A 13,081-nucleotide genomic window follows, 5' to 3' on the forward strand; every position below is an offset into this window, starting at 1 on the left:
AAAAGATGAAACATCTGGGGGGATGAGCAGATGATTGTGTTGGAGAAACGGCCACAGCCGTCCAGGGCCTGGTCTTACGCGACCCCCCTTGTGGCGGTGCTGGCAACAATGGTGTTTGGCGGGTTGCTGTTTGCCATTTTGGGGAAAAATCCGGTCGAAGCCATCGGTACCATCTTCTGGGAGCCGCTGTTTGGAGAGTTCGCATTCTATTACCGCCCTCAATTGCTGGTCAAAGGCGCGCCCCTAGTGCTGATCGCAATCGGATTGTCGCTGGGTTTTCGGGCCGGTATCTGGAATATCGGGGCCGAAGGACAATACATCATGGGCGCCATATTCGGCGCGGGCGCAGGTCTGGCCTTCTATCCGCTCGACGCCTGGTACATCTTCCCGATCATGGTGGTCGCAGGCGCATTTGGCGGGTGGCTGTGGGCAACGATCCCGGCTTTGCTGAAGGTGCGTTTCGGCACCAACGAAATCCTTGTGTCGCTGATGCTGGTCTACGTGGCCGAGCAGATGCTGGCCTCGGTCTCGCTGGGTCTTCTCAAGAACCCCGAAGGGTTCGGCTTTCCCGGATCGCGCAACCTGCAATCCTATGAAAGCGCGCATAATGCCGAGCTGATTGCCGGTTCCGGGATGCATTGGGGTGTTGTCGCGGCCTTCATCGCGGTGATCTTTGCCTATGTATTGCTGAACCGTCACATGCTGGGCTTCCATATCCGCCTGACGGGTGAGGCCCCCCGCGCCGCAAAGTTTGCAGGTGTGAATCCGGCGCGCCTGATCCTGTTCTGCCTTGGAATTTCGGGCGCTTTGGCCGGGCTGGCCGGTATGTTCGAGGTGTCCGGCCCGTCCGGTCAGATCAGCATCGACTTCAACGTGGGTTATGGCTTTACCGCGATCATCGTCGCGTTTCTGGGCCGCCTGCATCCGGTGGGTATCCTGTTGGCCGGGGGCCTGATGGCGCTGACCTATATTGGCGGCGAAATTGCACAATCGCAGCTGGGTCTGCCTGCCGCTGCCATTCAGGTGTTTCAGGGAATGCTGCTGTTTTTCCTGCTGGCCTTCGATCTTCTGACAAACTTCCGCATCCGTGCGGCTCGTAGCGAGGTGGCGTGATCATGGATCTTGGTCAAATCAATCCCGTTCTTCTGGTTGCTTCGCTTATGGTGGCCGCAACCCCCCTTCTGCTGGCCGCGATCGGAGAGCTTGTCGTGGAAAAGGCAGGCGTTCTGAACCTTGGTGTCGAGGGCATGATGATCGTTGGCGCGATCAGCGGTTTTGCGATCTCGGTCGAAACCGGATCGCCCTGGCTGGGCTTTGTTGCTGCCGCCATTGGCGGGGCCGTGCTGTCGCTGCTGTTCGTCTTGCTGACACAGTTTGCGTTGGCCAACCAGGTTGCCAGCGGCCTTGCGCTGACCCTGTTTGGCCTGGGGTTCAGCGCCCTGATGGGGCAAAGCTATGTGGGCGTCAAACCACCCAGCATGGGCGATATCCACATCCCCTTGATCAGCGATATTCCGGTCATCGGCCCGATCCTGTTTCGGCACGATCCCATCCTGTATCTGGGCATTGCGCTGACCGCTGTGGTCTGGGCCGTCCTGAAGTACACCCGCGTCGGGTTGATCCTGCGGGCGGTTGGTGAAAACCACGATGCCGCCCATGCGCTTGGCTACAAGGTCATCAAAATCCGTATCATGGCGATCCTGTTTGGCGGGGCCTGCGCGGGTCTGGGTGGAGCTTACATCAGTCTGATACGTGTGCCGCAATGGACCGAGGGCATGACCGCAGGTGTCGGCTGGATCGCACTGGCGCTGGTGGTGTTTGCCAGCTGGAAACCGTGGCGGGTCCTGCTGGGTGCATATTTGTTCGGCGGCATCACCGTCTTGCAGCTTAATTTGCAGGCAGCGGGCGTTGCCATTCCCGTCGAGTATCTGGCAATGTCACCCTATCTTATCACGATCCTTGTGCTTGTGATCCTTTCGGCCGACAAGAGCAGCGCACCTGCCTCACTGGGCCGGACCTTCCATGCCTCACACTAGGGGCCAACTGAACCAACTTGGGGAGTAACTACATGAAATTCAAATCACTTCTGACAACTGCCGCGATAGCGCTTGGTCTTGCGACCGGTGCAGTGGCGCAAGACAAGACCAAGGTCGGTTTTGTCTATGTCGGCCCTGTCGGCGACGGTGGCTGGACCTATGAACACAACAAAGGCCGTTTGGCGATCGAAGAAGAGTTCGGCGACAAGGTCGAGACTGTATTCGTTGAATCAGTACCCGAAGGCCCCGACGCCGAGCGCGTGATGACCCAGATGGCGCTGGAAGGCGCGGATCTGATCTTTACCACCTCGTTCGGCTATATGGATCCAACCATCAATGTGGCCAAGAAATTCCCGAACGTGAAGTTCGAGCACGCGACCGGCTACAAGACCGCCGACAACGTCTCGGTCTATTCAGCGCGTTTCTACGAAGGCCGCGCGGTTCAGGGGCATATCGCGGGTAGAATGACCGAATCGAACATCATCGGCTATATCGGGTCTTATCCGATCCCCGAGGTGATCCGCGGTATCAACTCGGCCTATATCCACGCCAAGAAGGCAAACCCGGATGTCCAGTTCAAGATCGTCTGGGCCTATACCTGGTTCGACCCGGCAAAAGAAGCTGACGCCGCATCTGTTCTGATCGAACAGGGCGCCGACGTGATCCTGCAGCACACTGACTCGACCGCTCCGCAGGCCGCTGCACAAGAGGCGGGCAACGTGATCACCTTCGGTCAGGCTTCGGATATGAGCGAATACGCCCCCAAACCGCGTGTTTCCTCGATCATCGACAACTGGGGACCCTATTACATTGCGCGCACGCGAGCTGTGATGGACGGCACCTGGACCTCGTCCAATACCTGGGACGGTATCGGGCCGGGCATGGTAGAAATCGGTGAGATTTCGGATGCAGTTCCTGCGGACATCAAAGAAGAGGCACTGGCCCTGAAAGCGGCGCTGGCCGATGGCAGCTATCATGCCTTTACCGGACCGCTGAAGAAGCAGGACGGCAGCGACTGGCTGGCCGAAGGCGAAGTAGCCGACGACGGTACGCTGGCCGGTATGAACTTCTATGTCGAAGGGTTGGAAGGCGATATCCCGCAGTAAACGGCGCGGATAGAAATACATCAAGGCCCGCAGGATTGCGGGCCTTTTTTCGTGGCGTTTTCGTTTCGGTCACATTGCCGGATGATCGGGATGTAACGGCTGCGACGACCTACGGAACCTTTAGGCCCTGTCCTGTGTTCGCCATCCAATCAGGCTAAGGCACGCGAACACGATCGCGGCAACGCAGACGATCGAAGGCCCTGCCGGAGTGTCGAAAACATACGCAGCCCTTAACCCCGTGATGGCTGAAAGCGCGCCTATTCCCGCTGCGATCAAGGCCATCGTTTCTGGTGACCGCGCAAGGTTACGCGCCGCTGCCGCCGGAATGATCAGCATTGCGGCGATCAGCAATACACCCACAACCTTGATCGCCACCGCCACGGTCACGGCAAGAGACAGGGTCAGGATCAGTTGCTCTCGCCTTGGATCGAAGCCGCTGGCATAGGCCAGTTCTTCGTTCAATGTCGCGGTCAGAAGTTGCGACCAACGCCAGACAATCAGCGCCACGACAAGCGCCGCACCGCCCCAGATCACGACCAGATCAGAACGGGAGACCGCCAAAATATCCCCAAACAGATACGCCATAAGGTCAATCCGGACACCGGACAGGAATGAAACTGCAACCAGCCCGAAGGCCAGCGCAGAATGCGCCAGCACCCCCAGCAGCGTGTCCATCGCATAACCGCGACCGGCCAAAAGCGAAACGGTCAGCGCCATGACCAAAGCGACAGCCAGCGCGCCCGTGAAGATCGACATCTGAAACGTCAGGGACAGGGCCACGCCCAAAATTGCGGCATGCGCGGTTGCATCGCCGAAATACGCCATGCGACGCCATACGACAAAACACCCAAGGGGGGCCGCGGCAAACGCCACGCCAATACCTGCGAGCGTTGCCCGCATCATGAAATCATCCAGCATTATTCCGCCGCTTCCTGTGGGTTTGCATCATGGTCATGATCATGATGGTGATCATGTTCATGACGATAAAGGGCAAGCGCGCCACCTGTTCCGGTTCCGAACAAGGCCCGATATTCGGGCGCCGAGGCGACCACGGCCGGTGATCCTTCGCAACAGACATGCCCATTGAGGCATATCACCCGGTCCGACGCACTCATGACCACGTGCAGTTCGTGGCTGATCATCAGAATGGCGCATCCGGTCTCGCGCCGGACAGCCTCGATTTGCTGGTAAAAGCTGGCCGATCCCCGTTGGTCCAAACCCTGTGTCGCTTCGTCCAGCAACAATATGTCCGGGCGGTTGATCAAAGCTCTGGCCAGCAGCACCCGCTGGAACTGTCCGCCGGAAAGCTGCGACATCTGGCGTTTCAACAGATCCGGCACACCCGCCGATTCAAGCGCCTCGACACATTGCCTGCGCGACACAGGATCGGTCAGACGCATGAACCGTTCAACGGAAATCGGCAAAGTCGGATCGACATGCAGCTTCTGCGGCACATACCCGATTTTCAATCCGGGCTTCAGTGACACTTGACCGGCACAAGGCCGTGTCGCACCGATAATGGCGCGCAGCAGGCTGGTCTTGCCTGATCCGTTCGGGCCAACGATGGTCACGATTTCACCCGGTTCAATGACCATATCCACATGATGCAGCACGGTATGCGCGCCATAGCGGACGCTGAGTTTCTCGACGGTGATCAGGGCCATCTTTATGCCTTTTCGGTGCAGTCGGGGCAGAGACCTTCAGCCTCTACAACCGTTCGCTCGATCTCGAAACCCGCCGCGCGCGCGGCAGCGCCAAGAACACCTTTGGACGGGGCAGATTGCGCCTCGGCTACGGCGTCGCATTTTCGGCAGATCATGAAAGCAGGTGAATGCGCCGCACCGGGATGAGAGCAGGCGACAAACGCGTTCAGCCGCTCGATCTTGTGGACAAATCCGTTTTGTACAAGAAACTCCAGCGCCCGATAAGCGACCGGAGGCTGGGACCCGAACCCTTCGTCGCGCAACCGGTCAAGGATTGCATAGGCACCTTGGGCGCGATGTTCCTGCAATAACATCTCAAGAACCTTGCGCCGAACCGGCGTCAGCCGCAGCCCTTCCGCTTTGCACCGGACTTCGGCGGATGTCAGAGCCGTTGCGACACAGCTCTGGTGGTCATGTTCCTGAAACCCGACCGGGGCCGCGTCTTTGCCATTAACTGGGTGCACATCACTTGTCATGTTATTACATATCATGTATTGCCGCTTGAAATGTTATAAAATCACGCAGAGGGCCCGATGTCCAGAACGCTTCTTCTTCCATTATCTATCACAGTTGCACTGCTGGGTGGACCGGCCCGCGCAGATGCGCCAAACGTTGCCGCGGACATTGCCCCGGTTCATTCGCTGGTGGCCCGTGTCATGGCGGGTGTGGGAACACCTGCCCTGATCGTCGCACCGGGTGCCTCGCCGCATGAATACAATCTGCGCCCGTCCGAGGCAGCCGCGTTGCAAAACGCCGATCTGGTGTTCTGGGTAGGAGAAGACCTGACACCCTGGCTGGAAAGTGCGATAGAAACTCTTGCCCAAGGTGCGACCGCCACAGCCCTATTGGACGCAAAGGGTACGGGGCTTCTTGAGTTCCGGGAAGACGCATTGTTTGAGGCGCATGATCACGCGGACGATGCGGGTCACGAAGACCATGACGACCATGGCGATCACGAAGGCCATGATGATCATGACTCTCATGACCCACATGCCTGGCTTTCGCCAACGAATGCCAAAGCCTGGCTGACCCTGATCGCGGATCAACTGTCGTCAGCGGATCCCGACAACGCCGCTGCGTATTTAGCAAATGCCGAAGCGGCGCGCGAAGAAATGAACGTGCTTTCCGCAGAAGTGAAAGAGTTGCTTGAACCGGTTCGCGGCGGCAGCTTCATCGTGTTTCATGATGCCTACCAGTATTTTGAGGTTGCGTTTGGTTTCCCTGCATCGGGCGCGATTTCCCTGAGCGACGCGTCCGACCCAAGCCCCGCGCGAGTTGCCGCCATTCAAGGTCGCATTCACGCCGAAGGCATCAACTGCGTATTGTCTGAACCACAGTTCAATCCGGGCATCGTCGAAACCGTGTTGGATGGAACATCGGCACAATCCGGTGTGATCGATCCACTGGGCTCGGCTCTGGAACCCGGGCCGTCTCTGTACCCGCAAGTCATTCGTAACATGGCGCAAACCCTGTCGGAGTGTTTGAAAACCCGTTGAACCGGGACTGGGATCGGGACGCGGAAACCTGCCGGGGTGCACCCAAAAGGGCCAAGTCCCGATCTGCGCATCAGGTTTGGAACATTGGAGAAGCGCATCAGACCATGGTCTGTAGCGCGTCAAACAATTGTCGTTCATAGTCGATTGCGAAATGAGACCCAAAATTACCGACCTGACAATTGGCAACTGGTCTTTGTCGCGCGTTTTTCTCGCGGCAAGTGTTGTGGTCATGGGGACTGCAACGGTGTTTGTTGGTCACTGGGTATCGAACCGGATCGAAAATGCGGTTGTACAAAATTCCGCCAACTCTGCGGCATTGTACATGGAAAGCATTTTGTCCCCACTCAGCCAGGAGCTGGCGCATGGAGACCGCCTTTCCGAACAGGCCAGCCGGGCGCTGGACGAGATTTTCATGACCCAGCCGATGCGCGAACGCATTGCCTCGTACAAGTTCTGGAAACAGGATGGCGAGATTGCATACGCATCGGATTCCGCCATCATCGGTCGCCGCTTCGAGCCGACAGATGACCTGAAACGCGCATGGGCTGGAGAAATCTCGGGCTCATTTGAAGAGCTGGACGACGAAGAAAGCGCGGCAGAGGCTGCGCTTGGCATTCCATTGCTGGAAGTCTACAGCCCCATTCGCGAAATCTGGTCGGGGAAAATCATCGCGGTCGCCGAGTTTTATGAAAAGGCCGATCAGCTGGAACTGGACATGGCCAGAGCCAGAAGAACAAGCTGGTTGATCGTTGGCTCGGCCTTTGCGGCAAGCACGATTGTTCTGTTTTCCATTGTCGCAATCGGCGACAACACCATTCGACGGCAAGGGCGCCTTCTGAATGATCGTCTTGCCGAAAGTGAAAAGATGGCCGCACAGAATGCCATGCTGCGGTCGCGCGTCATTGATGCATCGGAAAGATATGCTGCGCAAACGGACAGGTTCCTCAGGAAACTCGGCGCGGAACTGCATGACGGCCCTGCCCAATACCTGTCCCTCGCCGCCCTTCGACTGGAGGCTGCATTCGGCGACAAGCCGGAGATGCCCACCGAGGCCGAAGAAATTCAGCAATCTTTGCAGAAGTCTTTGGCAGAAATTCGCGCCTTGTCACGGGGGTTGTTCGCGCCAGACATCGAAAATCTGGCGCTCGTTGATGTGGTAAAAAGAGCTGTCGAGGACCATTCTGAACACAGCCCTTTTCGCCCCGGTATTTCCTTTCAGGGCAATCCGTCGCCCGACTTGTCGATCTCGGGCAAGTTGTGCGTTTTCCGGTTCCTGCAGGAAACGCTTTCCAATGCCGCAAGATATGCGCCCGCGTCCCAGTGCACTGTCACCTGCAACGTACAAGGTGATCGCATCACCGTTCAGGTCAGCGACGACGGCCCCGGGTTCGCCCCCTCCGGCGAGACGGTTCTGCGTGAGGACGGGGGCCAGGGCCTTGTCGGCTTGCGTGACCGGGTCGAAAGCATCGGTGGCCGGTTCGAGGTGACATCAACCCCGGGCGAGGGCACCACCGTTGCTATGACATTGTTTCCCAGAAAGATGAGTGCATCATGACAACATCCGTCGTTATCGCAGATGATCACCCGATTTTCAGGGACGGTTTGCACCGCACTTTAGAGGAAGCCGACGGCTTCAAGGTTCTCGCCGCCGGATCAAATGCGGATGAGGCCGTTTCCCTTGTCCGAACCCATCAGCCTGACATCGCCATCCTCGACCTGTCGATGCCCGGTGGCGGCATTAGCGCGACCCGTCGAATTGCTGAAATGGCAAACCCGCCTTTCATTGCGATATTGACGGTCTCTGAAAACAGCAGTGACGTTGCAGACGCTTTGGAGGCGGGTGCCATTGGCTATATCGTCAAGGGCGTGACAGCACGCGAATTGACAGCTTCGCTGCGCAGTATCGCCTCGGGCGAAGGGTTCGTCTCGCCGGGTCTTGCTTCGCGTATGCTGCTTCAGATCAATCGCAGAAACGGGTCGCAGCAAGAAGCTGACGCCATAGATGATCTTACCCATCGCGAAGAAGAAATCCTAAGACGCGTCGCCAAAGGGCTGAGCAATCGGGAAATAGCCGATGAGTTGGGAATACAGGAGAAAACCGTCAAGCATTACATGACGGCGATCCTGTCCAAGCTCCATGCGCGAAACCGGGTGGAGGCCGCTCTTATCGCGCATGAGGCCTGGAACAAGAAAGACTAGGGGTCAGGCGCTCAAAGACCGGGGCGGTCTCTCAAGAAAAGAAACCGCCCCGCACAATCGTCAAAATTAGTTACTCAGTTGGCAATCGCCTGAAGTCTGCTGCGATCCGCCGCAGTTGCGGTTCTTTCTACGACGGTCCGGTTGAACGGGTCTTTCAACTCGTAACGCCCGCCCTCGATCTCTTCTTTCCAGCCGTTTGCGTAACTGACTTCGATATTGTTGCCCTGAATTTCGATTTTTGCCGGGTTACTTCCAGCGCCACCACTCTGCCCGGGCGAGCGCACGCTGTCGATTGAGATACCGTTTGCCAGTGACCGAAGGCGCGAAACGTCGGCACCGGTGGCCGGTCGTTCCTCGACTGTTCGGTTCTGCGCGTTCTTTCTTTCGTACCGGCCGTTTTCAATCTCTTCCTTGGTGCCGTCAGCATAGCGTACTTCTATGCCGCTCGCGCTTGTCTCGACCTTTGTTATTCCAGCCGACCCCGATGACTGCCCCCCAGACTGGGACCGGTCCTTCTTATCGCCCCGGCCCGAGCGTGACGAACCATCGGCATCATCATCATCGTCGTCGTCATCATCATCGTGACCACCTTTACCCGATCCGGAATTGTCGTCACGATCACCGCCGCTGCCCGACCCGGAATTGCTGTCATGGTCATCATCCCCGCCGTTGCCGTCACTCCCTTTCCCGCTCTTTGCAAACGCGTAAGCAGGTTCCAACCGCAGATGACCGTCTGCGTCAAAAGCCGGCACATAGGGTGTCATCACAATCAGCGACGCCAGCGCTACCGTGCTGAGAAGCTGACCAGTTCTTTTCCGGTTATTCATTCTCGTCTCCAATCCTGTTCGAGGCGTTATCCTGTATTGGAGGCAGAATATCCCGGGCCCGGCTTCGCTACATCGGGCTTAGGTCTGATGATTTTCCGGCCGATTGTCCGGGTCCGAGGAATGAGAGTTTCAAATATCCATCACTTAAAAAGACCTGGTGATCCAATTTAGGCCTTGGGCAATGAGGTGTTGCCGCGTTGCTTTCCATGTTTTGCGGAACTCGGCTTCAGCGGTTGGCGGGTCTTGATTTGACAGCTGTCGTTTTCTTCCCGATTAGGGTCAGGATGCATTGATTCTCAAGGCGCTGCATGATTCACGGCTCGAAAAATGGAGTGGTGATATGAGCGACCTTTTCTGGCTGACCGACGAGCAGATGGCCAAATTTTCCCCTTTCTTCCCGCGGTCGCACGGCAAGCCACGGGTCGATGACAAGAGGGTGCTGAGCGGGATTATCTTCATCAATCGCAATGGGTTGCGGTGGCGAGACGCTCCCAAAGAATACGGACCGCACAAGACGCTTTATAGCCGGTGGAAGCGTTGGAGTGAGAAAGGCATCTTCGCGCGGATGATGACCGGCCTGGCCGCCGAACACGGCGAGGAAAAGACCGTGATGATCCCCTCTCGGGACATTGCTCCGCAATGCCCTGCCGGGCAGTGGACGCGACCTATCTGAAAGCACATCGCACCGCGACCAGCAGGGCCGCGAAAAAGGGGGGCGTGGCCGCCTGATTGGCCGAACCAAGGGCGGCATGAATACTAAACTGCATGCTATCTGTGACAGCCAAGGGCGACCGATCAGCCTTTTTGTCACCGCTGGCCAAGTCAGTGACTACATCGGTGCGCGAGCGCTAATGAGCAGCATACCAGAAGTCGACTGGCTGCTCGGGGATCGCGGCTATGATGCAGACCGGTTCCGAGACGCGTTGAAAGACAAAGGAATAAGCGCCTGCATCCCAGGTCGAAAGCAACGCAACCGTCATCTATTGGTTATGAATCCTGACCCTACGACACACCGGTCTACTTTTCGATCACGGAGGTACACCGGTACATCGACAACATGAACCGTGAGGTCATCGGTCGACTGGACGGCGAGAACAAACCCAAGCTTTCTGATGGAACACTAATAGAAGATCGAAAACTTCATTACTTCGAAAACTCATGTACTTTCGTCCCGACATCCACGGCCAAAGCGGATAAGGCAACCAGCGGTCCGTTTTATGGAGAATTCAATCGCTTCCTCTCACGTCTTGAAACCAAACTCTCCGACAAGCGCCTACGCTTCTTGCTACAAGCCAAGAAAGATGATGGGAAGTGTTTCCAGACTGATGACTTTGAACAAATCATGAAGCAATTCATCGGTTACCTCAATCGATCCAATGTCACCATTGTCGACCTAAGTGGCATACCATTTGAGGTGTTGAGTATTACGGTGAGCCTAGTTTCTCGACTGATCTTCGATTTCTGTTTTCACTACTCGAAGCTGCTACAAAGACAAGAATTACTGAATGATGTACCAGTCATGCTTGTCTGCGAGGAAGCTCATAACTACATCCCTCAGAGAGACGACGCTGCATATCGTTCTTCTAGAAAATCGTTGGAGCGCATTGCAAAAGAAGGAAGAAAGTACGGGCTCAGTTTGATGGTTGTGAGCAAGCGACCGTCAGAGGTTTCGGAGACTATCTTCGCGCAATGCAACAATTTTTTGGCGCTTCGGCTGACCAACAATACCGACCAAAACTATGTGAAGCGGCTCTTTCCGGACAACTCCAGCGGCATTACGGACATCTTACCCAATCTTGCCCCTGGTGAATGTGTCGTTGTCGGAGATGCTGTGTTGCTGCCAGCGATTGTGCAGATGCCGATGCAGAATCCCGAGCCACAATCCCAAGGCGTTCGCTTCCACAAAGAATGGCAGGAACCTTGGCGCGAATTTACTTTTGGGGATGTGATAAGTCGCTGGCGGAAAGAATGATACGCCTAGTGGTAGGCTGTGCGCGCGTCTGAACTTGACGAACAATCCGGTTTGCTGACCCGACGGATATCTGCTTTCGGGTTACTATAACGCAGCGACTGGCGCTGTTGCCAGGGATCGGACTTGGCCGGAGAATGAGCACTAACGCCAAAGCAGTAAATCTAGCATCCTATTCGAGGGAGCATTCAAACTCTTCGAGGAGGGTTTGCATTGCATTTTCAGTTCCAGTTTGCGTTCTTACCCTTTCCTCCAACTGGTCAATCAACAATACCTGCTGAGTTATTTCATCCGCCAACTTTGTGAGATTGGCGTTTAACTCAGACAACTCTTCATCGGCACCAAATGCGCGATAGGTGTTGCTCCAGCTACCATCCCTCCACATCCAGCTAGAATGAGTGAGCCTCCCCAACTGAACTGGTCCACCGCTATGTTTAGGAAACGGAGGACCACGAATGGCAAACAAGCGACCGAAGCCCGAAGAGATTGTCTCGAAGTTACGGCAGGTTGAAGTTCTGATGGGGCAAGGCATGTCCCGTCTTGATGCGATCAGGCAGATCGGCGTTGTTGAACAAACCTATTACCGCTGGCGCAAGAAGTACGGCGGAATGGGCGTAGATCAGTTGAAAGAACTGAAACGGCTTCAGAAAGAGAATGAGCGACTGCGACGTGCGGTATCCGATCTGACGTTGGACAAGCTGATCCTGACGGAAGCCGCGAAGGGAAACTACTGAGCCCCGCTCGTCGTCGTGCTTGTATTGACCATGTTCGCAACCAACTGAACGTTTCCGAGAGACGCGCCTGCCGCGTGCTTGGACAACACCGGTCCACGCAACGGCGTGTCCCACAAGGTCGCGCAGACGAAGACCGGCTGGTGGCCGACATGATCGAGCTGACCCGTCAATACGGCCGATATGGCTACCGCAGGATCGCTGCCCTGCTGAGAGAGGCTGGATGGTCTGTCAGCGATGGGCGAATTGAACGGCTTTGGCGACGAGAGGGGCTGAAAGTGCCAGTGAAACAACCGAAGAAAGGACGGCTTTGGCTGAACCCCTCTCATCGATACTGCGTATCGACTGCCGGGCAGTGGATGGGTCGTGTGTTCGGCTGAGGCCGGAGTATCGCAATCATGTATGGAGCTATGATTTCGTCCATTGTCGAACCGACGATGGCAAAGCTTTTCGGACGCTGAACATCCTTGATGAGCACAGCCGGGAGTGCCTGGCGATTAGAGTGAAGCGCAAGCTGAACTCGGTCGACGTGATCGACGCCCTGACGGATCTGTTCATCCTTCGTGGCGCACCCGGTTTCATACGTTCGGATAACGGGCCGGAATTTGTCGCCCAGGCCGTCCGAGACTGGATCGCCGCCGTCGGCGCCAAGACGGCTTACATCGAACCTGGCAGCCCGTGGGAGAACGGATACTGTGAAAGTTTCAATGGCCGGTTCAGGGACGAACTACTCAACGGCGAAATCTTCTACAGCCTGCGCGAAGCACAAATCCTGATCGAACAATGGAGGAGACACTACAATACAAAACGCCCCCACAGTGCACTGGGCTATCACCCGCCGGCACCTGAAACCATCATCCCGATGAATCACAGGCCGATGATGCACTAACAATCAACTTGGACCAGTCAGATGAGGCTGCTCAGCAGATCTGGCACAGGCGCTATCGGATCCGTCGATCCGCACCGGGGCCTTGGAGATTATCCGGGGCCTGATTGAACGTGTTACGATCAAAC

11 protein-coding genes and 2 pseudogenes are annotated in these 13,081 nt (G+C 56.5%); 9 read left to right on the forward strand and 4 right to left on the reverse strand.

Going from position 1 to position 13,081, the window contains the following annotated elements:
* Window positions 1-30 precede the first annotated feature (30 nt).
* Genes ACR0AD_RS19070 through ACR0AD_RS19080 form a run of 3 tightly spaced genes read left to right on the forward strand, consistent with a single transcriptional unit; the run spans window position 31 to window position 3,142 of the window.
* A complete protein-coding gene (locus ACR0AD_RS19070) occupies window positions 31-1,113 on the forward strand; it encodes an ABC transporter permease (protein WP_267363631.1) in 1,083 nt (360 codons plus the stop codon).
* Window positions 1,114-1,115: 2 nt separating this feature from the next.
* Window positions 1,116-2,036 (forward strand): ABC transporter permease, encoded by a 921-nt coding sequence (locus ACR0AD_RS19075; protein ID WP_209598075.1) that lies wholly within the window; start codon window positions 1,116-1,118, stop codon window positions 2,034-2,036.
* A gap of 32 nt (window positions 2,037-2,068) precedes the next feature.
* Window positions 2,069-3,142, forward strand: coding sequence for a BMP family ABC transporter substrate-binding protein (locus ACR0AD_RS19080; protein ID WP_480488997.1), 1,074 nt, complete (start codon window positions 2,069-2,071; stop codon window positions 3,140-3,142).
* Between the two features lie 120 nt (window positions 3,143-3,262).
* On the opposite strand, the gene ACR0AD_RS19085 is transcribed toward ACR0AD_RS19080, so the two are convergent.
* The 3 genes from ACR0AD_RS19085 to ACR0AD_RS19095 are packed head-to-tail and all read right to left on the reverse strand — an operon-like array spanning window position 3,263 to window position 5,321.
* Window positions 3,263-4,060 (reverse strand): metal ABC transporter permease, encoded by a 798-nt coding sequence (locus tag ACR0AD_RS19085; RefSeq protein WP_209598077.1) that lies wholly within the window; start codon window positions 4,058-4,060, stop codon window positions 3,263-3,265.
* A complete protein-coding gene (locus tag ACR0AD_RS19090; protein WP_480488995.1) occupies window positions 4,060-4,806 on the reverse strand; it encodes a metal ABC transporter ATP-binding protein in 747 nt (248 codons plus the stop codon). The genes ACR0AD_RS19085 and ACR0AD_RS19090 overlap by 1 nt, the downstream gene beginning before the upstream one ends.
* A 2-nt stretch (window positions 4,807-4,808) precedes the next feature.
* Entirely contained in the window at window positions 4,809-5,321 is a 513-nt protein-coding gene (locus ACR0AD_RS19095; RefSeq protein ID WP_480488993.1) for a Fur family transcriptional regulator, read from the reverse strand.
* Window positions 5,322-5,378: 57 nt separating this feature from the next.
* On the opposite strand from ACR0AD_RS19095, the gene ACR0AD_RS19100 reads away from it, so the two are divergent.
* The 3 genes from ACR0AD_RS19100 to ACR0AD_RS19110 all read left to right on the forward strand — a co-directional run bounded on the left by ACR0AD_RS19100 (window position 5,379) and on the right by ACR0AD_RS19110 (window position 8,540).
* Entirely contained in the window at window positions 5,379-6,341 is a 963-nt protein-coding gene (locus ACR0AD_RS19100) for a zinc ABC transporter substrate-binding protein (RefSeq protein WP_480484832.1), read from the forward strand.
* A gap of 151 nt (window positions 6,342-6,492) precedes the next feature.
* Window positions 6,493-7,896, forward strand: coding sequence for a sensor histidine kinase (locus tag ACR0AD_RS19105; protein WP_480484833.1), 1,404 nt, complete (start codon window positions 6,493-6,495; stop codon window positions 7,894-7,896).
* Window positions 7,893-8,540, forward strand: a complete 648-nt coding sequence (locus tag ACR0AD_RS19110; protein ID WP_480484834.1) for a response regulator — start codon at window positions 7,893-7,895, stop codon at window positions 8,538-8,540. The genes ACR0AD_RS19105 and ACR0AD_RS19110 overlap by 4 nt, the downstream gene beginning before the upstream one ends.
* Before the next feature lie 74 nt (window positions 8,541-8,614).
* Here the strand turns inward: ACR0AD_RS19110 and ACR0AD_RS19115 are convergent, their stop codons facing one another.
* A complete protein-coding gene (locus tag ACR0AD_RS19115) occupies window positions 8,615-9,367 on the reverse strand; it encodes a hypothetical protein (RefSeq protein WP_480484835.1) in 753 nt (250 codons plus the stop codon).
* A 340-nt stretch (window positions 9,368-9,707) separates the two neighbouring features.
* On the opposite strand from ACR0AD_RS19115, the pseudogene ACR0AD_RS19120 reads away from it, so the two are divergent.
* The 3 genes and pseudogenes from ACR0AD_RS19120 to ACR0AD_RS19130 all read left to right on the forward strand — a co-directional run.
* A pseudogene (locus tag ACR0AD_RS19120) lies at window positions 9,708-10,344 on the forward strand (IS5 family transposase); the annotation flags it as partial.
* 80 nt (window positions 10,345-10,424) lie between these two features.
* Window positions 10,425-11,339, forward strand: a complete 915-nt coding sequence (locus tag ACR0AD_RS19125; protein WP_480484836.1) for an ATP-binding protein — start codon at window positions 10,425-10,427, stop codon at window positions 11,337-11,339.
* Window positions 11,340-11,791: 452 nt separating this feature from the next.
* Window positions 11,792-12,956, forward strand: a pseudogene (locus ACR0AD_RS19130) (IS3 family transposase).
* Window positions 12,957-13,081 lie beyond the last annotated feature (125 nt).

It is taken from the genome of Ruegeria sp. BH8 (assembly GCF_056538065.1).